19 protein-coding genes are annotated in these 20,456 nt (G+C 46.7%); 8 read left to right on the top strand and 11 right to left on the bottom strand.

Going from position 1 to position 20,456, the window contains the following annotated elements; all coding sequences use genetic code 11:
- The first annotated feature begins 142 nt into the window (after positions 1-142).
- Entirely contained in the window at positions 143-1,531 is a 1,389-nt protein-coding gene (locus H6F73_RS17670) for a GTP-binding protein (RefSeq protein ID WP_347239564.1), read from the top strand.
- Between the two features lie 50 nt (positions 1,532-1,581).
- Here the strand turns inward: H6F73_RS17670 and H6F73_RS17665 are convergent, their stop codons facing one another.
- Both H6F73_RS17665 and H6F73_RS17660 read right to left on the bottom strand, forming a co-directional pair.
- Complete coding sequence (locus H6F73_RS17665; protein WP_190760100.1) at positions 1,582-2,409, bottom strand: TlyA family RNA methyltransferase; 828 nt, start codon at positions 2,407-2,409, stop codon at positions 1,582-1,584.
- Positions 2,410-2,466: 57 nt separating this feature from the next.
- The gene (locus tag H6F73_RS17660; RefSeq protein WP_190760099.1) at positions 2,467-4,308 is read right to left on the bottom strand and encodes an ABC transporter ATP-binding protein; all 1,842 of its coding nucleotides are present in this window, start codon (positions 4,306-4,308) and stop codon (positions 2,467-2,469) included.
- Between the two features lie 96 nt (positions 4,309-4,404).
- Between H6F73_RS17660 and H6F73_RS17655 the strand changes: the two genes are divergently transcribed.
- Positions 4,405-4,833: a DUF4112 domain-containing protein gene (locus tag H6F73_RS17655; RefSeq protein WP_242072532.1), complete on the top strand. Its 429-nt coding sequence runs from the start codon at positions 4,405-4,407 to the stop codon at positions 4,831-4,833.
- 312 nt (positions 4,834-5,145) lie between these two features.
- On the opposite strand, the gene H6F73_RS17650 is transcribed toward H6F73_RS17655, so the two are convergent.
- The 4 genes from H6F73_RS17650 to H6F73_RS17635 all read right to left on the bottom strand — a co-directional run bounded on the left by H6F73_RS17650 (position 5,146) and on the right by H6F73_RS17635 (position 8,295).
- On the bottom strand, positions 5,146-5,856 hold the full coding sequence (locus H6F73_RS17650) for a Coq4 family protein (RefSeq protein WP_190760098.1): 711 nt from the start codon (positions 5,854-5,856) through the stop codon (positions 5,146-5,148).
- A 283-nt stretch (positions 5,857-6,139) separates the two neighbouring features.
- Positions 6,140-6,796 (bottom strand): TetR/AcrR family transcriptional regulator, encoded by a 657-nt coding sequence (locus H6F73_RS17645; RefSeq protein ID WP_190760097.1) that lies wholly within the window; start codon positions 6,794-6,796, stop codon positions 6,140-6,142.
- A gap of 210 nt (positions 6,797-7,006) precedes the next feature.
- The gene (locus H6F73_RS17640) at positions 7,007-7,450 is read right to left on the bottom strand and encodes a DoxX family protein (protein WP_199330652.1); all 444 of its coding nucleotides are present in this window, start codon (positions 7,448-7,450) and stop codon (positions 7,007-7,009) included.
- 305 nt (positions 7,451-7,755) lie between these two features.
- A complete protein-coding gene (locus H6F73_RS17635) occupies positions 7,756-8,295 on the bottom strand; it encodes a Dps family protein (RefSeq protein WP_190665539.1) in 540 nt (179 codons plus the stop codon).
- Between the two features lie 84 nt (positions 8,296-8,379).
- On the opposite strand from H6F73_RS17635, the gene H6F73_RS17630 reads away from it, so the two are divergent.
- Positions 8,380-8,541, top strand: a complete 162-nt coding sequence (locus H6F73_RS17630; RefSeq protein WP_190760096.1) for a hypothetical protein — start codon at positions 8,380-8,382, stop codon at positions 8,539-8,541.
- Positions 8,542-8,562: 21 nt separating this feature from the next.
- Here H6F73_RS17630 and H6F73_RS17625 read toward each other — a convergent pair whose 3' ends face one another.
- Entirely contained in the window at positions 8,563-9,237 is a 675-nt protein-coding gene (locus tag H6F73_RS17625) for a HEAT repeat domain-containing protein (RefSeq protein ID WP_190760095.1), read from the bottom strand.
- A 254-nt stretch (positions 9,238-9,491) separates the two neighbouring features.
- Positions 9,492-10,109: a methyltransferase domain-containing protein gene (locus H6F73_RS17620; RefSeq protein WP_190760094.1), complete on the bottom strand. Its 618-nt coding sequence runs from the start codon at positions 10,107-10,109 to the stop codon at positions 9,492-9,494.
- Positions 10,110-10,297: 188 nt separating this feature from the next.
- Between H6F73_RS17620 and H6F73_RS17615 the strand changes: the two genes are divergently transcribed.
- On the top strand, positions 10,298-12,685 hold the full coding sequence (locus H6F73_RS17615; protein WP_190760093.1) for a PAS domain S-box protein: 2,388 nt from the start codon (positions 10,298-10,300) through the stop codon (positions 12,683-12,685).
- 60 nt (positions 12,686-12,745) lie between these two features.
- Here the strand turns inward: H6F73_RS17615 and H6F73_RS17610 are convergent, their stop codons facing one another.
- The gene (locus H6F73_RS17610; protein ID WP_190760092.1) at positions 12,746-14,203 is read right to left on the bottom strand and encodes an MFS transporter; all 1,458 of its coding nucleotides are present in this window, start codon (positions 14,201-14,203) and stop codon (positions 12,746-12,748) included.
- A 163-nt stretch (positions 14,204-14,366) separates the two neighbouring features.
- On the opposite strand from H6F73_RS17610, the gene H6F73_RS17605 reads away from it, so the two are divergent.
- Positions 14,367-14,912 (top strand): phosphoribosyltransferase family protein, encoded by a 546-nt coding sequence (locus tag H6F73_RS17605; protein WP_190760091.1) that lies wholly within the window; start codon positions 14,367-14,369, stop codon positions 14,910-14,912.
- Here H6F73_RS17605 and H6F73_RS17600 read toward each other — a convergent pair.
- Positions 14,909-15,853, bottom strand: a complete 945-nt coding sequence (locus H6F73_RS17600; protein WP_190760090.1) for an AEC family transporter — start codon at positions 15,851-15,853, stop codon at positions 14,909-14,911. The two genes, H6F73_RS17605 and H6F73_RS17600, sit on opposite strands and share 4 nt — an antisense overlap.
- Positions 15,854-16,198: 345 nt before the next feature.
- Between H6F73_RS17600 and H6F73_RS17595 the strand changes: the two genes are divergently transcribed.
- Positions 16,199-16,981 (top strand): M15 family metallopeptidase, encoded by a 783-nt coding sequence (locus H6F73_RS17595; protein ID WP_242072531.1) that lies wholly within the window; start codon positions 16,199-16,201, stop codon positions 16,979-16,981.
- Positions 16,982-17,161: 180 nt separating this feature from the next.
- On the top strand, positions 17,162-17,872 hold the full coding sequence (locus H6F73_RS17590; protein ID WP_190760088.1) for an ATP-dependent Zn protease: 711 nt from the start codon (positions 17,162-17,164) through the stop codon (positions 17,870-17,872).
- A 901-nt stretch (positions 17,873-18,773) separates the two neighbouring features.
- Here H6F73_RS17590 and H6F73_RS17585 read toward each other — a convergent pair.
- A complete protein-coding gene (locus H6F73_RS17585) occupies positions 18,774-18,950 on the bottom strand; it encodes a hypothetical protein (protein ID WP_190760087.1) in 177 nt (58 codons plus the stop codon).
- A gap of 984 nt (positions 18,951-19,934) precedes the next feature.
- Between H6F73_RS17585 and H6F73_RS17580 the strand changes: the two genes are divergently transcribed.
- Positions 19,935-20,453, top strand: coding sequence for a phycocyanin subunit beta (locus H6F73_RS17580; RefSeq protein WP_190760086.1), 519 nt, complete (start codon positions 19,935-19,937; stop codon positions 20,451-20,453).
- Positions 20,454-20,456 lie beyond the last annotated feature (3 nt).

Here is a 20,456-nt window from a genome sequence, read left to right as displayed (position 1 = left end):
CGACAAATTCTCCAACGATAATGAATATGCAGGTGTCTTTCCCCATCTAACCTTGAGTAATCCTCAATCGCCCCAACCCAATCCCAATGTTGAGCGTCAGGCATCTAAGCAAGACACTCATTTTAACCGCGCCCGTGCGAGTCTGCGGCAAACGCTGTCCTGGTATTCTCATGTGCGCCGGCAGCCACAACTTGCCAAAGATACAGAACTGCAATCTGCCATGCAGAAACAGCTTGATGTTTTGTCGGGAAATCTCGCTAAGCTAGACCAAAGCATGATTCGCATTGCTGCCTTTGGTTTAGTCAGTCGTGGCAAATCAGCGGTTTTGAATGCCTTACTCGGCCAGAAAATTTTGCAAACCGGCCCAATTAACGGCGTCACTCAATGGCCGCGTTCGGTGCGCTGGATGCCCAATCCTGACGGTAAAGTGCAGGTCGAGTTAATTGATACCCCTGGATTGGATGAAGTCGATGGCCAGGTCAGGGCGCAGATGGCGAGAGATGTGGCCCACCAATCCGATTTAATTTTGTTCGTCGTTGCCGGCGATATTACCCGCACTGAGTATAAAGCCTTATCTGAGCTGCGGAAGACGCGCAAACCCCTAATTTTAGTCTTTAACAAAATCGACCTTTATCCCGAACAAGACCGGCAAGCGATTTACCAACAACTGCAACAGTTAGCTGCCGGCGAGAAGGAAAAGGGGAGAGTGGGAGAGGGGGAAATGCCCTCAACGTCTAATGCCCCATCCCCAATGCCCAATGCCCCATCCCCAATGCCCAATGCCCTATCTCCCGATGATATTGTCATGGTGGCGGCAGAACCGATGCCTCTGCCGGTGCGAATTGAGTGGCCCGATGGTCGGATCACGAACGAATGGGAAACCCCGCCACCGCAAGTCGAGGAACTTCAGCAGAAAATTCTTAATATTCTGAATCGAGAAGGGCGATCACTTTTGGCGTTGAATGCCTTGATTCAAGCGAGAGACGCTCAAGCAAATATTGCAAGTAAAACACTAGATTCTCGTCAAAAGGCAGCAGAAGACCTGATTTGGGAATTTGCTAAATATAAAGCTTTGGCTGTTGGCGTCAACCCTTTTGCCTTTTTAGACTTGTTGGGAGGAGTGGTGGCGGATTTGGCGCTGATTCGCTCATTGGCGCGGCTGTACGGATTGCCGATGACCGGCTATGAAGCGGGTAAACTTTGGAAAACGATTTTGTTGAGTGCCGGCGGTTTGTTACTCAGTGAAATGGGCAGTAGCTTAGTTTTGGGAATTAGCAAAAGTGCCGGTGCGGCTGCCGGTGCGGCGGGTGATGGGGGTGGGATTACGGCTTATGCCGGCGCTGCAGTTGCTCAAGCCAGTTTAGCCGGTTATGGAGCCTACACCGTCGGTCATGCAGCGCAAGTGTATCTGGAACAAGGTTGTACATGGGGTCCAATGGGTTCCGATACGATTATTCAAGACATTTTAAATCAGGTGGAACCGAACACCGTTATTGATCGTTTGCGGCAAGAATTATCGATGAAATCTTAAATTTTTGTCAGCGATTTTTAGGGCAATTTCTACCGGCACTTCTCACCCATTTAAGCCGGCTTCGGTTTCAATTCTCGCACCGCAGTTTCAGTAATTTGGGTGATTTCCTTTAAATCTGGCATTGGCAGCAAACTTTCCATTGCCAACCACAACAGATACTCAATATTACCTGCCGGCCCGACAATTGGCGACCAGGTTAAACCGCGATACTGCCATCCCAAACCACCGGCAGCTTGCAAGACTTGGGCGATCGCATCCGCATGATCCGCCGGATCTCGCACAACACCCTTTTTACCCACTCGTGATCTTCCCACTTCAAACTGCGGTTTCACCAGCAACACTGCCTCTCTGGGTGATTGCAGGAGATCCCACAGTGCCGGCATAATTTTGCTTAGGGAAATAAACGACACATCCACCACACCTAAATCTGGTAACGGTGAATCTTCACTATACAAGTCAATTTTTGTCAAGTTTCGTAGATTCGTGCGTTCTCTCAACAACACGCGCGGATCATTTCGCAGACGCCAATCAACCTGCCCGTAGCCAACATCAATGCCGTAAACACACTCCGCACCGGCTTGTAGAAGGCAGTCAGTAAAGCCGCCGGTGGAAATGCCCCCATCAAGGCAAATTCGCCCTTGTACGGGAATCGCAAAGACTTCTAAGGCTTTTGCCAGTTTTTCGCCGCCTCTGGAAACATAGGGCGAACGGGCTTTTACTTTAATTTGTGCCGCCGGATCGACTTCCGTACCTGGTTTATCAATCACCTGCTGATTTACCATTACTTCGCCGGCACGGATCAGCCTTTGGGCCAACTGCCGCGATTCACAGAGGTTGAGTTCTACTAATAGGGTGTCGAGTCGTTGTTTAGCCGGCATATCGGCTGGATGTAAGGCTATTTTTAGCCTGGATTAGGTTACTGAAGATTTTACAGGTTATTGGTATCCTGCTGCTTGAATTGTAAAAAGTTGGGCGTAGCGTCCATTTGCTTGCAGTAATTCTTCGTGGGTTCCTTCTTCTATCAGTTCGCCGGCTTCGATGACTGCAATTTTGTCCGCCATTCGCACGGTAGAAAAGCGATGAGAAATCAGGAAAACCATTTGTTTTTGAGTCAGGGTGCGGAAGCGCTCAAAAATTTCAAATTCGGCTTCTGCATCCATCGCGGCTGTGGGTTCATCCAGCACTAAAATATCAGCTTTGGTTCGCATGAATGCCCGTGACAAAGCGATTTTTTGCCATTGACCCCCAGAAAGTTCAATTCCTGATTTAAACCACCGGCCTAATTGAGTTTTAAAGCTTTCTGGCATAGTTTCAATAAAAGGTCGCGCCATCCCTTTTTCTGCGGCAATTTCCCAGCCGGCTTCGTCTTCTAAGCGTTCTACATCACCCACCCCTACATTTTCGCCCACAGTAAACTGGTAGCGAACAAAATCTTGAAAAATTACACCAATGCGCCGGCGCAAAATACCCACATCCCATTCTTGCAAGTCTAACCCATCGAGTAGAATACGACCGGCAGAAGGGGTATATAAGCGTGTCAGCAGTTTGATTAAGGTTGTCTTTCCAGAGCCATTTTTACCAACAATTGCGAGTTTTTCCCCTGGTTTAAGGTGGAATGATATATTTTTAAGGGCCGGCTGTTGGCTTCCGGGATAAGTAAAGGAGACATTTTCAAAACGAATGCCATCATTTGCAACTAAACCTTGAGTGACTCTCCCTTGCTGTTTAAAAATATCTTGCTTGAGAAAGTCGTAAAGATTGGCAAGATAAAGGTTATCTTCGTACATTCCGCCAATGGCGCTGAGTGTGCCGGCAAAGGTGGTTTGTCCTTGCCGAAATACCATTAAATACATGGTCATATCTCCCAGAGAAATACGACCGACAATGGTTTCTAAAACGATCCAGGCATAGGCGAGATAAAAGGCAGTTGTACTTAGTAGCCCTAATAAATACCCCCAAAAACCACGCCGCAGGGTGAGGTCACGGTCTTCGCCATAAAGCCGGTGAAAAATGTTACGATAACGTCCGAGTAATACCGGCCCTAATTGATAAAGTTGAACTTCTTTTGCGAAGTCTTCACGCGCAATTAGAGTTTCTAAATAATGCTGTTGTCGGGTTTCTGGGGAACGCCACCGGAATAAACGGAAAGCTTCGCCGGCAAAGCGCGTTTCGGCAAAGAAGGGAGGAATGGCTGTGATTACCAGTACAACAACTGCCCATCCTGAAAACTGTAATAGTAAGCCGCCGTAAGTAATCAAAGAAAGGGCGTCTTGCACTAGCTTAAAGGTGCGACTGACTAAACTCAAAGGCCGGCTGGATGCTTCATGCCGCGCCTGTGTCATTTTGTCGTAAAATTCTGAATCCTCGAAGTGAACGAGATCGAGAGTCAGCGCTTTTTCTAAGATTAAAACATTGACTTTTTGACCCAGCAGCACGCGCAACAAGGACTGGCAAACGCTTAAACCGCGTTGTGTGCCGGCAAGTAGCATCACAACAAGCGCTTCTAATCCCACGTAGCTGATAGCCGTCCAGCGATCGCTTGCCAGTCCACTTTGAGAAGCACTGATGACGCTATCGACAATTAATTTGCCGGCATAAGCAACGGCGGCTGGCAGGATGCCGGCGACTAAGGTAAGAAGGGCAAAAATTACTGTCAGCGTGCGGCTGGTTGTCCAGACTAAGCCTAATGCCTTCCCGCTGTACTGAAACACGGATAACGCTTGGCGCAAGCTTTGCCGGCTCCATTTAAAAGCGCTTTGTTTTTTCGGACTCCTCATGTTTTATCTATCAAATGGCGAGGAAAAGGTTGCAGTTTTGAGCTTAAGTTCCACTCTGCTTTCAGTCTTAAGGTATAAGACCCGTCGCGGTTGCTTATGGCACTATTATTAATTATGAACACTACACAACGTTTAGCGACTCTCAACCGCATCCGCAAACTCAGCCGGCTGATGGATACAGCCATCGGCATCCCTGGCACGCGTTTTCGCATTGGCATAGACCCTATTCTGGGCTTAGTTCCCGGTGCCGGTGATTTAGTAAGTACAGCCTTTTCAGCTTACATCATTTATCTAGCCGCCCGGTTTAACATTCCCCGCGAATTCTTGGCAAAAATGATTTTTAATGTTGGCTTAGAAGCTGTTGTGGGGACAGTTCCATTGATCGGTGATTTGTTTGATGCTTACTATAAATCGAATATACGCAACCTTGCCATTTTAGAGCAACATCTTCAGGCGGTTGATCCGAAACTTGAAGAACTTTCAGAAATACTGCCTGACTATACAGAATCGACTTTTTCTAAATAAGCCTGCTTGGAATCAATTTCTCGCGAAAGTATTCCAAACAAAAATAAAATTGTTGATGGCTAAATAAAGGCCGGTGTGGCAAAATAAAGCTATGTATTAATCAACAATTTTTTAATTTTGGCTAGGCTTTCGTTCACGATTTATTCAATTAATTTTATATGAATAAAAAAAGAAAAACTCAAGGGTATTATTATTGAGTTTTTCTTTCCTTTTAATAAACATCTATCATTGTCTAGGCTAGGGATATTTGTGGAATAAAAGTTGCATTTATTCCACAAACATCCCTAAACAAGATTGTTTTACTCTGTGGTTTTACCAGTCCAGATCCAAACTTGGCAGCCGGTTCTTCAGACTGTAGGGTTCATCAATGACAGGATTCGTAATATTTAATTCCTCACGCCATTGCCGCACAGGTTTGTCCCAACCGGCTTCCCAACGCTGAGCAATCAGCGGTTTAATTTGTATTGCCATCCCCATGCCTCTTGCCGACTGCTGCGTTACATAGTCAAGCTTCTCCGGTTGGCGCTTAAGCGCTAAACCCATACTAGCAACCTGAAGCAACACACCCATCGGATAGCCTATCTGAACTGCGTGAATTGCCAACACTCCCAACTCGCCGCCGGTAGGCCCAAAGCCTGTTATCAGGTGTACAATATCGTGGGTTTTCCGTAAGCGCATCGTCACCCAGTCTGCATCGGTTTTAACATCACGGCGACGGTAAAAGTTGGGGTCGAAGCCCAAGGCTTTCATCACGGTGGCATAGGTATGACCAAGCGTGCCTGGGGGTAAATTTGATAAAGCTTCGAGATCGATTTCAGGGCCGAGATAGCGGCTTTCCATCATAGCGCGGGCTTCCGGGATGGCTTTAACCCGTTCGACGCACACCTTCATCTGATCACTGCCTCGAAAGTTATCTTCGATGTCAAAAACATTTTCTGTTTTTTCGCCCATCGATTTGAGCAAATCCGTAACAGTGTGTAGATTGCGAACGGTTCGGGTGAGATCTTCAAATTGTTTCAGCATAATTTTCTCTAGATTGTGCGTAGATAATTTGTAATGACAAGGCTTTGTTGATTACCAATGAGCTTTATAACTTGAGCATCTTTTATTAGCCGGCTCTAATTGGGTTTGACATTATTCTTTTGGTTGCTATTTGTCATCGGATGATCATTTGTATAGGTTGAGCAAACCTATTGCGAATCAAGACAACTCAGCGGTTGTCTTCATGGGAGTGATTGCAATTACAAAGATTAAGTTCAACGAACAATATCGATATTTTTGATAGCAATGGGCAGGGTATTGAGCATTACTGCCGGCCTCCAATGCCGTACTCTAGAGTGCGTATAAAGTCATCCAAAATTTTGCCAATTGCACCCTGATCAAGCTCAGGCCCGTCTTTAACCAACTGCTTCACATTAAGCCCCAAGTGGGCAGGGATAAACTGCCTGAGTTCGTTACCCAGCGTAATAATCGTAAATGCTGCAATATCTGAGTTTATATCAGCCGCTAGTTCACCGAGCGCAACACCCTCTTGTACACACTTTCGCATAAATGCTATTGATGCCGCATTAGTGCGTTTAAAGACTTCATCCCGAAAGGGCACATCGCCGTGATTTGGCCCCCGATAAAGGATTTGGCTAAAGGCTGGATTTGCCAGTTGAAACGCTAAAATTGCCTCAAATAAAGCCCGCAAATATACAAAAAAGCCGGCTTGAATGCTAGGCAAGTTAACACTCGCAATGAACGAATTCCTTGCCTCAATCGCTAAATCGACTAGGTAGAGATACAAGTCTTGCTTGTCCTCAAAGTATTGATAAAAGCTACCTTTAGCGATTTTTGCCTGACTGACAATACTTGAGATCGACGCCGCTTCATAGCTGTGATTAGCAAACTCGGTGATCGCTGAGTCGATAATGATCCGCTGTCTCGTATCAGGCAAATTAAAGAACGTCTGGGACGGCATAAACCAGCTCAAGGCTAATGTGACCAGTCAGTCACATGACTGATTAGTCACAATCTAGCGCAAGCGCATAGGTCTGTCAACCCCTCCCCTAAAAATGAAAGGCAGTGGCTTATGGCAAATTGACCGGCTATATAAACTATTTACGTTTCCAAGCAGTCTAATGCGGTTGAAGATGGCAAAACCGGCATCGCGTCTTTAGCATCCCAAGCTTCAACTCGTAGGCAACTTAGAAATTAAATTTTTTGGAATAATACTTGCTTGCTTATCGGGATCGCTAGGCTTTGTATACCACCACGCCCAAGCAATCAAAACTGCTTGTAACGGTAGCCTAACTGCTTGAAACCAAGGCGAATCTGGAATTCCATCAATATGAATGTGATTGACAGCCATATTAATATTCGCTGGAAAAACTGCGATAAATAACGCAATAATTCCCCAAGCCGCCGCACGGGAAACTGGCGGGACTAATAAACCGATTGCCCCCAATATTTCAAAGAATCCACTAATATAAACTAATTCCAGGGGGTAGGGGAGTTGAGGTGGCATGATCTTTACAAATGGCTCGGAAATTGTAAAGTGAAGCACGCCAAGTACGATTAAAGCTACTGATAAAATTACTCTAAATATTTCTTTTAAGTTTTCAATTTTAAACATATAGTTTTTGTATTTTTATATATTATTAATTATCATGATTTGTTGCTTGACAAATCACTTATTTTTGTTAAAATCGGCTTTTAGCCAATATAAAACGATTGAACCCACCTTTAAGATGGCAGCCGGCAGAACAATAAAACAGTTTTTATTAAAATTCCTTGAACTCAAGCCAACACTCACGCCTAGCTCAAACATTTTTCTCTCAGCGGCGTCAGTGTGGCATGAGTCAAGGATTAAAACTGTAGCGGCATATTAAACCGGCTAAAACTGCCAAGAGAAAAATGTCTCAACTTCTGACAAATTTTCTAGACGTGAGCGGCAGTTTGGGGCGAAGCTTGAGGCTTTTGTCCATCCGATACCAGGGATTCCCCCTCGATAAACGAACGCAGCATCCAAGCCATTTGTTCGTGCTGTTCCATCAAGCCGGTTAAAAAGTCTGCCGTTCCTTGATCGTGGTATTTGTCACCAGACTGATCGACATGATCACGCAGGTTACGGATAATTTGCTCGTGATCATCGACCAAGCGAGCAACCATTTGTGTTGCTAAAGGCAGATCGCCAATGTGCTCTTTAATCGAGGCATATTTTAGGAAGCCTTCAGCCGTTCCAATCGGATAACCGCCCAAAGTTCTAATCCGTTCTGCAAGCTCATCAATGTTAATGGTTAATGCTTGATAGTGTTCTTCCCACAATTGGTGGAGTGAGCGGAACTGAGGGCCAACCACATCCCAGTGATACTTCTTGGTTTTGATCAGCAAAAGATAAGCATCGGCGAGGTCATGATTGAGTAAATCAATGACACCATCGCGTTGCTCGTCAGTAAGACCGATATTTAACTTACGCATTCAAGAGCCTCCAAACGTTCTGACTTCTCATCTATTGCAACAAATTCAACACCTAATTACATCAACCGAGAGGAGGATAACAAGTTGGCACGAAGTGATAGAATTTCTATTCTGCCGGCAGGAGGCGAACACAACCTTACGGTGGTATCCATTACTACCTCAAAAAGTTTGACTGTCATGCCGGCAAAACCCAGACAAGCTCAGCATCAACAAGCTTTGTTTGCGTGCCAGAAAGCTGGCAAATAGCAATCCTTAAATCTGCCGCGCCTAAATTCCCGCCTCATCCAAACGCTGTAAAGAAATACTCGCCGCCTCAGCCACTTGCCAATGAGCATCCTTTGCTAAATACTTCAGCGCCGAAACACTCTTCTCACTCGGCAAATGCCCCAACGCCTCTGCCAAACGCTGCCGGATCAGCCAATCTTCAGACTGAGCAAAGCGGAGAATGCGATCAACAGACTCTATCGATTTAATTTCACCCAGCGCTGCGATCGCCCCTTGTTGCACCACCACTTCCTCACTATCGAGCGCTTTCATCAGCACATCATGAGCGCGAGGATCTTTCAAATTTCCCAGCGCCACCGCCGCACTAAAGCGCACCAGCCAATCTGTATCCTCATAAAACGCCCGCACCAGCGGCTCAAACGCTCGCCCATCTTCTAGATATCCCAAAGCGCCGGCAGCATCAGCGCGAATGCCGTAATCTGGATCAGTTTCTAGCAACCGCACCAAAATCGGATAGCACTCGTCTGTTTGTTTGACTCCCAGCGCAAACACTGCCATTGAGCGCACTTGCAAGCTTTGATCGTCAAGGACTTTTTTAATTAAGGGCACCGCATCATCGGCTGGGAATTGCCGCAGGGAAGCCAGCGCTATCATGCGATCACGAGAGTTTTCGCTGTCTAGGTGCTCGGAAATTTGTTTTAAAGTAAGCGGATTCATACGCGCCTTAGTTCACAAAACTTTACAATCTTCTTATCTTTAATTATAAACGTCCGGTTATGGCATTCTGGTGATTTGCGTTTGTTTTGCAAAATACGCATAAAGACAATAAGCCTCAAACGACTGATATGCATAGCTTACAGATTATTTTTAAAATTTGAGAATATAGCATTTAAAAATAAATTATTCCAGCCGGCGGCACCAGCCTAAAGGATGAAGTCTCTTAATCTTGGCTATTGTGTCCCCCAGCGCCCCTACTTTCGCCGAAAGCGCCCAAAATGCTCCTCGCCTTGACGTGACGCCACCGAATTCGCCACCGGCACTAGAGACAGCAACTCGAAATCAGCAGCAAAATACTCCTCAATCTGTGCCGGTGTCACCCCAAAAGGAGGCCCGCCGGCACGAGAATGGGTAAAAAACAAACCGAGCAATTCCCCATCCGGGCGCAATAAGTCTCGCACCAGCTCAACATAAGCAGGCCGTCTTCCCGGCAAAATGGCACAGAAGCAAGTATGCTCTATCACATAATTAAAATAACTGGCAAACTCATCTGCCAAGTCAAAGATATCTCGCTGCAAAAATTGAGTAGAAATGCCGGCAGCTTCAGCCAACTGATTTGCTGCTGCAATGGCAGAAGGAGCAAAGTCAAAACCAACAACTTCAAAACCCTTAGAAGCAAACAGCAAAGCGTCGTAACCCTCCCCGCAGCCCAAAACTGCCGTGCGACCGGGGGGTGGAGCTTGACGAGCGTTTAAAAAGCTAACAAAAGGAGGAGCCGGTTGTCCTAGATTCCAGCCAGCCGTTCCTTCCTGATAGCGCTGCTGCCAAAAACTTACCGCTTCAACATTGAGTAGAGAATCGTCCGATTCCATTTTTTAGATTTTCTAGTCTAAATTATAACTTGGCAAAACAAACCAACCACAAAATTTTATAAATTCTTAGGGTTTTTACCTTATAATCGTAAACCAAGACACATTAAAGCTTAACTATATCAAAATCAAATACTGAAAAATCTACCCTCACAAAAGTTTAAATGAACTAGACTCCTGAATTGTGACTTATGAAACTTGAACGCGCTCAGCGCCTGCGTGAATATTGCAGAGACGAAGCCGCCTTTGAAGGGCTGCAACAAATTTTTAATACTTTAGAAGCGAACCATCGGCAGGCGCAAGAGCAACTTCTGTTCCTAGCATCCGTGTTAGACCAAGTTTGTCATGCCATCATCGCTACAGACAAAGACGGCAAAATAGTTTACTGGAACGGTTACGCGCAAATGCTCTATCAATGGCAGGCTGAAGAAGTTATGGGCAAAAGTATTAACGAAACGTTCGCAACGCAAGTGAACCACCACCAAGCCGAAGCAACCCTCAGCACAGTTAAGAACACAGGTTCAGCGCAGCGAGAATGGGTTGCACAGCGTAAAGACGGCAGCCAATTTGTCGCAGAGGTGAGTGATGCCGTTTTGCGAGATAGCAGCGGCAACTTGCTCGGCTTTGTCGGAATTTACGCCGATGCTACTGAGCGCAAACGTGCTGAAGAAGCACTGCGAAAAAGTGAAGAACGATACCGAGCCTTGTATGAAGAAACCCCCTCGATATATTTCACCTTAGATGCCGGCGGAACCGTGCTTTCCGTCAATGCTTTTGGAGCTGAACAATTAGCCTACACTCCAGAAGAATTAATCGGGCAATCTTTCTTGAAAGTTGTTTACGAAGACGATAAACCGGCAGTGAGGCAGCACCTGAACACTTGTTTGCAGCAGCCGGCATCCGTATCGCGCCGAGAAGTTCGCAAAGTGCGAAAAGACGGCAGCCTGTTGTGGGTGCGACAAGTCGCTCGCGCTGTACCAGGAAATGACGGAAACTTGATCGTACTCATGTTGTGTGAAGATATCACAGAGCAAAAGCAAGCGCAAGAAGCCCGATTGCAGAGGGAAACAAAAAATACGGCATTGCGGCAAGTGATACCAAGTTTAATGTTTCAGCTAGATAAAACCGGCAGCTTTCTGGACTTCATGCCAGAATCTAAAGACCAAAATTCTTTTTTAAACTTCAAGTTACAAAAGAAAATTCCAGTCGCTTCACTCAGCATTTGTAACAGCAATTCCGTAACAAACTATTACGAATCACCCACTTATTTTAACGCTAGCACTGTCGTCAGCAACGAGCTAGAACATCAAGTTCAAAAACGCACTAGCCAACTGAAAAAATCACTTGATTTTGCCGCCGGCATTCAGCGCATCACCGATGAAATTCGCGATAGCTTCGATGAAGCTCAGATTTTGCAAACCGCTGTCGTCGCACTTCACAGCGTCCTGAAAACAGATTATTGCTGCGCCGCTGTTTACAACCTTGAACGCACACAAGCAACCATTTGCTATGAAGCCACCCAGCCTCAGTTCGGATCGGCTGTGGGCTGTACGATCGACATAGCAGACGCCCCTAATACCTATGGCCGGCTGCTACGCGGCGAATACTATCAATCTCATGAACTAGGGGATATTAGCACACCCGAACTGTGCAAACATTTGCCGGTAAAACTGCTGTTCCCCATCTCATCCGATGATCAAGGAGTTATCGGTCACTTAGCAGTATTTAACCGAATGGGCACCGTTCTAGGCAAGACAGAAATTCTCTTAGTGCAGCAAGTCGCCAATCAGTGCGCCATTGCTATTCGCCAAGCCCGACTATATCAAGCCTGCCGCGCACAAGTCGAAGAACTCGCCAAACTTAATCGGCTCAAAGATGACTTTTTAAGTACCGTTTCTCATGAATTACGCTCACCCATCGCTAATATGAAAATGGCGATTCACCTGCTACAAGCGGCTGGCGATCCAGATAGACGCGAGCGCTATTTAAAGATTTTGCGAACCGAATGCGACCGAGAAAATGATCTGATTGAAGATTTATTAGATTTGCAAAGGCTGGAAGCGGACGCCTACAGATCACACACAACCGCTGTAAATTTATCTGAGTGGTTGCCGACGATTCTCACCCCTTTTAATTACAGAATCTCCAACCGGCAGCAGATATTAGAGGTTGAGTATCCGCCTGAACTCCCCCCCATTATTTCAGATCCCATTAGCTTAGGGCGGATTGTCACAGAACTGCTCAACAATGCCTGCAAATACACAAGTGCCGGCGGCAAGATAGCGCTAAGCATCCGCCACTCTGAGGGAGGGGGAGAATCTGTGACACCTAACCCTTCAGCCGCTGCACCCGTGTGCCTGTTCACCATCGTTAATCAAGCGGAAATTCCCAAAGCTGAACTGCCGCGTATCTTTGACAAGTTCTATCGAGTTCCTAACGCCGATCCCTGGGAACAAGGCGGCACCGGCTTGGGGTTAGCTTTGGTTTACAAACTTGTCGAACAGTTAGGCGGCAGCATTCAAGTTGAAAGTGATGCCGGTTGGACAGCTTTCACGGTTGCCCTCCCCACCCATTTATAAAGAGAAGAATGAACCCTGAAAACTGCGTGTAAAGTGCGGCAAATTGCAACTCTCCCCTCCCTAATCTCTAGTTCCTCGTTCCGCTCGGCGTTCCTGAAGTTGCAGTAAAATTTCAGCGTGGACTTCACGGGTAATCGGATAAAAATAAGCCAGTACCAAACCGACAATCAAAGCCAGTGTTGGCAAAGGGCCAATCGCAATGCGAATCACCATATCTACAGCATCCGATTGATCGGGCAGCGGGATTGCGGCAGTGGGCTTAATATAGCCGGCCCAACCTAGACTTTCTAACATCAACCACACCGCAAGTCCTAAACAAATTTTTTGCAGAAACACCATAAAGCTATAAAAAATGCCCTCGCGACGCTGTCCCGTTCTCAGTTCATCCAATTCAATTACATCGGGAAGCATCGACCAGGGAATTAGATAAGCTGTGGACACCCCTAAGCCGGCCATCGCTGCCAAAAAGTACATTAACCCGACTTGACCGGGTTGCAGGAAAAACAGTCCTGCCTGTGCCAAAATCCAGACACTCATCCCCATAAAGTAAACGGCTTTTTTGCCCACGCGCTTGCTGATCGCACCCCAAACAAACAGCATACTTAAAGCAGTTCCCTGCACCAATAGCAGCACTAAATTAATTTCCGTCTGTCCCAGGCGCATCAAACTTCCCACAAAGTAGGGAATGATTCCAGCCGTCACCTGCACAGCTAACCAAGAAAACAAATAAATTCCGACCACAAACAAAAAAGGCCGGTTGTTCAAAATTAGCTTTAGCTGTTGTAACACCGGCAAAGACACAGGTTGCTCGGTTTCCGGGTGTTTTGCGGCCACTGCAGCGGCACGTTTGCGTGTTCCCCAAACACACCAATATAAAGGCAGTACAGAGAAAATTGCACAAATCCCTCCTAATACCAAAAACTGCTGTCCTCGGTCATTGGGAATGAGCTGTGCAATCACTAAAGCCAGCAATAAAGACAGAATGCTGCCGCCAATGGAAAAGGTAAATCGAAAGCTGTTGAGGCTGGTGCGTTCGTTGTAATCTTGGGTGAGTTCGGGAGTTAGAGCAGTGTAAGGTAAATTGACAACTGTATAGAAGGTATTAAATAAAATCGAGATAATCGTGTAGTAGAAAAACAGACCCCACTGATTAATACTTTCGGTATTGCTAAAGCGGGGGACAACCCACTGCAAAAAAAAGAAGACTCCAAACGGAACTGCCCCCCAGATCATCCAGGGATAGCGGCGTCCCCACCGGCTTTGGGTGCGATCACTCAGCACCCCCACTAATGGGTCATTGACGGCATCCCAAACCTTACCAACCAGCTGGGTTTTGCCGGCTAAGCCGGGGGCTAACCCGGCCACATCGGTGAGGAAGGGTGACAAAAAAGAAATCAAAAGCATTGCTGTGATTGCCGTCCCCATATCCCCTGCCCCGTAGGCCAGTTTGGTGCTAAAGTTGAGCTTTTCAGACTCAGGTGAAATAGGGGAATCAGCAGAAGGGGAAGTGTTAGTCATGTCAGTTTGTAACGAAGTAAAATCAGCCCTCGCGGTTGCCAAGCATCTGTGATGAAGAAAGGCGTTTCATCGTTCTGTTATTGTGCCTTATGTCGCGGCGCAACATTTCGCATCTGCCGGCAGTTGTATTATTCTGCTGATCCCTGCGTTCATCATGCTATCTATGTCTGATCTTTATATTTCCTGGTCTGAGTACCATCAAAAAATTGAGCGCCTCGCTGCCAAAATTTACCTGTCCCATTGGCAGTTCAACCAAATTGTCTGCATTGCTAGAGGTGGGTTGCGCGTGGGCGATACCCTCTCGCGGATTTACGACCTGCCCTTGGCGATTTTATCGGTTTCTTCTTATGGGGGTGCCGGTGGTCAAGTTCGCGGAGAAATTTCTTTCTCAACCCACCTGACAATGACCACCGGCAAGCTGGGCAGTCATATTCTCTTAGTGGATGACTTGGCAGATTCCGGCATCTCGCTTCAGCAGACACTTAACTGGCTATCGTCTCATTATGGGGCGGATATCGAGGAAATTCGCACGGCTGTTCTCTGGTACAAAGCCTCTTCCATTATTGCGCCCGATTACTATGTGGATTACTTGCCAGACAATCCCTGGATTCACCAGCCTTTTGAACCCTACGAACAAATGACACCGGCTGAACTTGCTGCCACTTATTCTTCTTCTCAGGAAATTGCCTGGGAACGAGAAAATTACTAAAGGCCAAAAATCCACAACCACACCGGCAAGATCAGCAAAAAGCCAACCGATCCGGCTGCCACGGCGGTAACCGCTAAATCGCGGTCGAGATTGTAAGCTTCTGCAAGTACGAGGGTGGCAAACGCCGGCGGCATGGCCATTTGCAGCACAATCGCTAGATGCGGAGGGCCGGTAATGCCCAGAAAGGGTAAACCGGCACCCAGCACTAAAGGCACGATGAGCATTTTAATTCCCAGGCTAATCGCTGCCGGTTGCAAGCTTCCCCAAGAAGACAGCCGGCTTAGTCGCATTCCAATGTGCACGAGGGCTAAAGCCAATGAACCCCAGGCAAATGCTTGCAATATTTCTTCCGCTAGCATCGGCAGCGCCACGTTTCGGACAATTAAGCCAAAACCAAACGCCCACAGGGCCGGATTTTGCAGCATGACAAGGGCTAATTGCCAGGAATTTTGAGTGCCGATGCCAAAGCGAGCGGCCAGGACTACTCCCAATCCGTAAGCACCGAATAGGGTGCCTAACATATCGTAGAAAAGCGCCCAGGCGAAGTATTTATCTCCCACTAATGCCAGGATGACTGGATAGCCTAAATATCCGGTGTTTCCCACCATTGCCGCTAGCAAAAAAGTGCCCTGTGCCGGTTTTGAAGCCATTAAGCCTGAAGGGTTGCGCTTGCTTTCTATCTCGATCCAAGCCCACGCTAATCCTGCCCCTAGAATAATTGCGGCCCATGCGGCTGCCGGCGCTATCCAAATTGAGCCAGATAAATCGGCCCCGCGCAGAAATGCCACAATGCCCACCGGCACGCCAATCCAGAATAAAAATTTGCCCAAATAAGCTGGCGCGACTTCTGGCAGTTTCCAGCCTAAAACCAATCCCAGCGCAACTCCACCGGCTAACTTAAAATACAGGTTTAGTAGCTGAATTCCTAGGCTGGAAATCATTTTTCATTTATACTTTAACTTGCATAATATTTTAATATAAAATTCTTGGATAAAGTGAAATAATTCATTCAAATGGATGCCTGGATTTTGCCGGCTCTGCATCTGTCTTCATAACTGAGATCAGTCACTAAGCAAATTAGATGCGGTTAAGTTGGAAAAACTGGGATTGGATCAGCAAAGATCTACGGGCAATGTGGCACTGAGCGTGTAAAGGATAGTGTAGACGCCCAACACGATTCAGTTGCCGCAGATGTTGATAAATAGGTCTGCATATACAATGATTGAGTGTTGGATTGAGTGCGGAGAGTAGCTCCCTTGAATAAGGCTGGTTCGTCTGGAAAACCCTTGCACAACTCAGTACCCCCGATAGACGATATTCCTGTTGCTTTCCGGGATACTCCTGAGCAAAAACCCCAGTCTCGGTTTTCGCGGGGATGGCTGATTGCGGGATTGGTGGGATTGGCAGTTACGCTCGTTGCCGGTGTGGGGTTTGCCTTAGTAGAAACACAATCGATGGCGTCGCGGCAATTGGCACAAACCGCCCCAGGTGCGCCGGCAAGCGAGTCAACGCAGCCCCAACCTAATGCCGGCGCGACGAGTAGCGTTGAGGAGCAAGAAATTCTTTTAGGACACAAGCGCTATGCGGAAGCGCCGGCAGCAGAACTCAAGCAGGTTGCGCCCGATGGCAGCATTAAAATGCGTAAAGCCGCAGCCGAAGCATTTTTAGCGATGCAGGCAGCCGCTCAGGCAGAGGGTATCAGCTTGGTGCCAATTTCTGGCTTTCGCACGATTGACGATCAACAGCACTTGTTTTTTGAGGTGAAAGCGGAACGGGGACAAGTGGCAACCAAACGGGCGGAAGTCAGTGCGCCTCCGGGTTATAGTGAGCATCACACCGGCTACGCCATCGATATCGGGGATGCAAATGTGCCGGCAACGAACGTCAATCCCGAATTTGAAAACACGGAAGCTTTCAAGTGGCTTTCGGCGAATGCCCCTCGCTATAGCTTTGAGCTGTCATTTCCCAAAGATAATCCCCAAGGTGTCAGTTATGAGCCTTGGCATTGGCGCTTTGTGGGCGACTCCGATAGCTTGGAAACGTTTTACAAAGGGCAGGGCGCGAAATAGTTGGGACGGCTTAGCGATTTAGCGGGAGAGCGGAGTTTAATCCATCTGTCCGTACAGAGAGCGGTTATCGCAAGGTTGCGGATTGTCAGGTTAGTCGTTAACAATAGTTAACAATTAACTGATTTTTACCATCGCTGTACGGGCCGGTTTGGAATATCGGTTCCTACCCACTAAGAAATAATGAGTAAGATTTCCCTCAATCTCATTGCCATAACAATTTTTACCCTGACACTTTCCAGCTTGTTAGGGCCAATATTTAATCTCTCCCCCGCAGTGCCGGCGATCGCGACTTTTTGCCTGTTAGGACTGGCTACTTTGGATACCCTCAGCTGGCAAGGGCAAGGCGGTACACTGCTGGTAGATTGGCTTGCCGGTGCCTCTGGTGAGCATCGTGAACGCATTGTGCGTCATGAAGCCGGTCATTTTTTAGTTGCTTACCTGTTGGATATTCCCGTTGCCGGTTACGCGCTCAATGCCTGGGAAGCCTTCAGACAAGGACATTCAGCCCAAGGCGGCGTACGATTTGATGATCGAGAATTGGCGTTGGAAGTGCAGCAAGGGCGTCTTTCCGCTCAGTTGCTAGATCGCTACTGCACCGTCTGGATGGCGGGAATTGCGGCTGAAACCCTGATCTATGGCAGTGCTGAGGGAGGAGCTGAAGACCGGCAAAAAGTTAGAGCGGTGTTGACTCAACTGCGGCTTCCCCAACAGGGACAGTTAAAAGAGCGCTGGGCATCTTTGCAAGCGAAATCTTTAATTGAATCTCATCAATCAGCTTACGAAGCTTTGGTAGCGGCAATGGCGCAGCGGCTGCCGGTTGATGAGTGCTGCCGGTTAATTTCTGAGTCAACAACTCTACCCACAAAAGAACACGGCGATTCATCTCGCTGAAATAAATAGCAATACTTAATCACCGTGTTCTAGAACCAGGGAAATTATGCTATCTACAGCAATCTTATCTAAATTGTGACCAAGCAGAGAACCTAAAAAGATTGCTGTGCGGTCATCTTGCTCATTAATTTTATGGCTACCAAGGCTTTTAGCAAGATGATAATTTTTGACTATTTTTTTTGCGGCAAGTCTATGTGTAACGCTAGGGTCAACAATGATTTCTGCAAATACTATTAATGCAAGTGCTAATTTAACGAACCATCTTGACGTTGCCGGCCACCTTGCAAGCGCCCTCTTTTAAACTCGTTAGTGCCAAGGTTTTATCTGCTTCTCAGATTTATTCAAAAGACGTGGGTTTCCAACGTCTTCAACGTCTGATGCCGTTATGACTGATATATTGTAATTATCAATGGCACCAAGGAAGCCCGCATTGAACTCAATTTCAAAGGCTTTTAACTAACGTCCTATCAAGAAATCGGCTAATAAATTCATTTAACTTAAACTCTTTCTTTGAAACGAAACTCTAATTAGGCAAGGCTTAATCAGTTGCTAATAATAACCAAATTTGGAATTAAGTAAGTTTTGAATTAAATAGGCACTGATTGCGATTTTATGATTTAATGCAATCGGCTTAGCTCAGTTAAAATCTCCGATGCCTAAATTAATCTTCATATTTAATGTGAAATTTCCAACTTTAAGAGAACGATCCCGACAATGCCGGCCTGACTCTTTAGTTTAAATTTCTGCGCTGAAAAACTGATAAGCTTACTTTTTCACCGACTCTTGCTTCCAGGGGACACTCACAGCTTAAAGTTTTTATGAGTGGGGCAACCAGTCAAAGCATTCTTAATTTCTAAGTTATTGGAGAGCCGACAGCATTACATCGCTGTAGCAGAACCTCTTAATTTATGAACACAGGAACAATTAACACCGGCAATCTGTTGTTTGTCGTCTGGAGTGCATCGGGTTGCCGGTTAAATATTTCGTTTTTGTAACAATGCAACTGCAAATCTCCCTGAATCTGGCCGGTTTGGCGTTCTTGAAACTGGACAGCCGATGCCGGCAAGCCAGCTGACAAACCGAAATCTGCTTGAGCACGCTGAAAAATATCCTGTCGGGGAATGTTGAAGTGCTTTGACTATAACGACGCGAACACTGGATAACCTCCCCATCCGCTGATTCGACTTGGGGGTAAATCTGCTGAAATGGGCTAACACACAAGAAATCGCTCATGCGCTAAGAGATCCCGCCTTCACTCTTCATGGGCACAATTACTTATACAGTTGCAACCAAGGTTAAGAACCGCCTTCACTCTTCATGGGCACAATTACTTATACAGTTGCAACCAAGGTTAAGAAATGGTTAAAAATAAAATTTCTTAACAAATTTTAATAATAAAAGGCGCGAGGGCGTTGTATAAAAATAACCTGAAGGGTATGGAGCGCAGGCAACAGCCCGAAAAAAAGGATTTACCAAAGTTTTCCAATTTCTCATAAAACTTGGTAAAGTCTTAAAGAGTTGGTCTGAGACACGATGACCCTTATCCGTTAAAGTGAGATAACAGACGAGCAATCGCACGTTAACTCATCCAGGCCACCGGCAAAATGCTGGAGTCAGTACAAGCGCTTTTGCTATTACGCTCTAAGCATAAGTCAGGAGTCAGGAAGAAACGGAAAGGCGAGTGAATTAGTATCAAGACGAAGGGATGATTTCCAAGATTTCCAAACTCCTTAATGGAGGGAGGATAGAAAGGCAATTGGCACCGTCTTGGGGGATAAGATGCTTTATGTCAAGTGACAAAAGCAGCGAAATTCCTCTCGAAATTTCTAATCCTGAACAAGGAAAAGAAAGTGTCAAAAAAAACTGTAAAGTTTTCTCAAATTGTTGAAATGTTGGTGTAAAGTTACAGAAAGTGTGTAACACTCAACATTTAAGAGCAACGAAAGCCGAAGTTGTTGCTGTTGTTTATAGCGAGCCATTACGGCAGCTCCAGTAGCTTCAACTGGCTCAGATGCACAATTTGAATGCAGATCCAACTAAACCAAGATAGGAGACAGAGTTCATGCTAGATGCATTTTCCAAAGTAGTTGCCCAAGCTGATGCCCGGGGTGAATTCCTCAGCACCGCTCAACTCGATGCTTTGAGCAACATCGTCAAAGAAGGCAGCAAGCGCTTGGATACCGTCAACCGGATCACCAGCAACGCTTCCACCATCGTTGCCAATGCCGCTCGTTCTCTGTTTGCAGAACAGCCTCAGCTGATCCAACCCGGTGGAAACGCCTACACCAACCGTCGTATGGCTGCTTGCTTGCGCGATATGGAAATCATCCTGCGCTACGTCACCTATGCAATGATTGCCGGTGATGCCAGCGTTCTCGATGATCGCTGCCTGAATGGTCTGCGCGAAACCTACCAAGCTCTAGGCGTGCCCGGTGGTTCCGTTGCCAACGGCGTCCAAAAAATGAAGGAAGCTGCTGTCAAGATTGCCAACGACCCCAACGGCGTTACCCAAGGCGATTGCAGCGCCTTAATGTCTGAACTAGCCAGCTACTTTGATCGCGCCGCCGGTGCAGTAGGCTAAACC

The organism is Microcoleus sp. FACHB-68 (assembly GCF_014695715.1).
Lineage (GTDB): Bacteria > Cyanobacteriota > Cyanobacteriia > Cyanobacteriales > Oscillatoriaceae > FACHB-68.
Note: the sequence above shows the minus strand (reverse complement) of the source record. Positions and strands in the feature narration are given on the sequence as shown.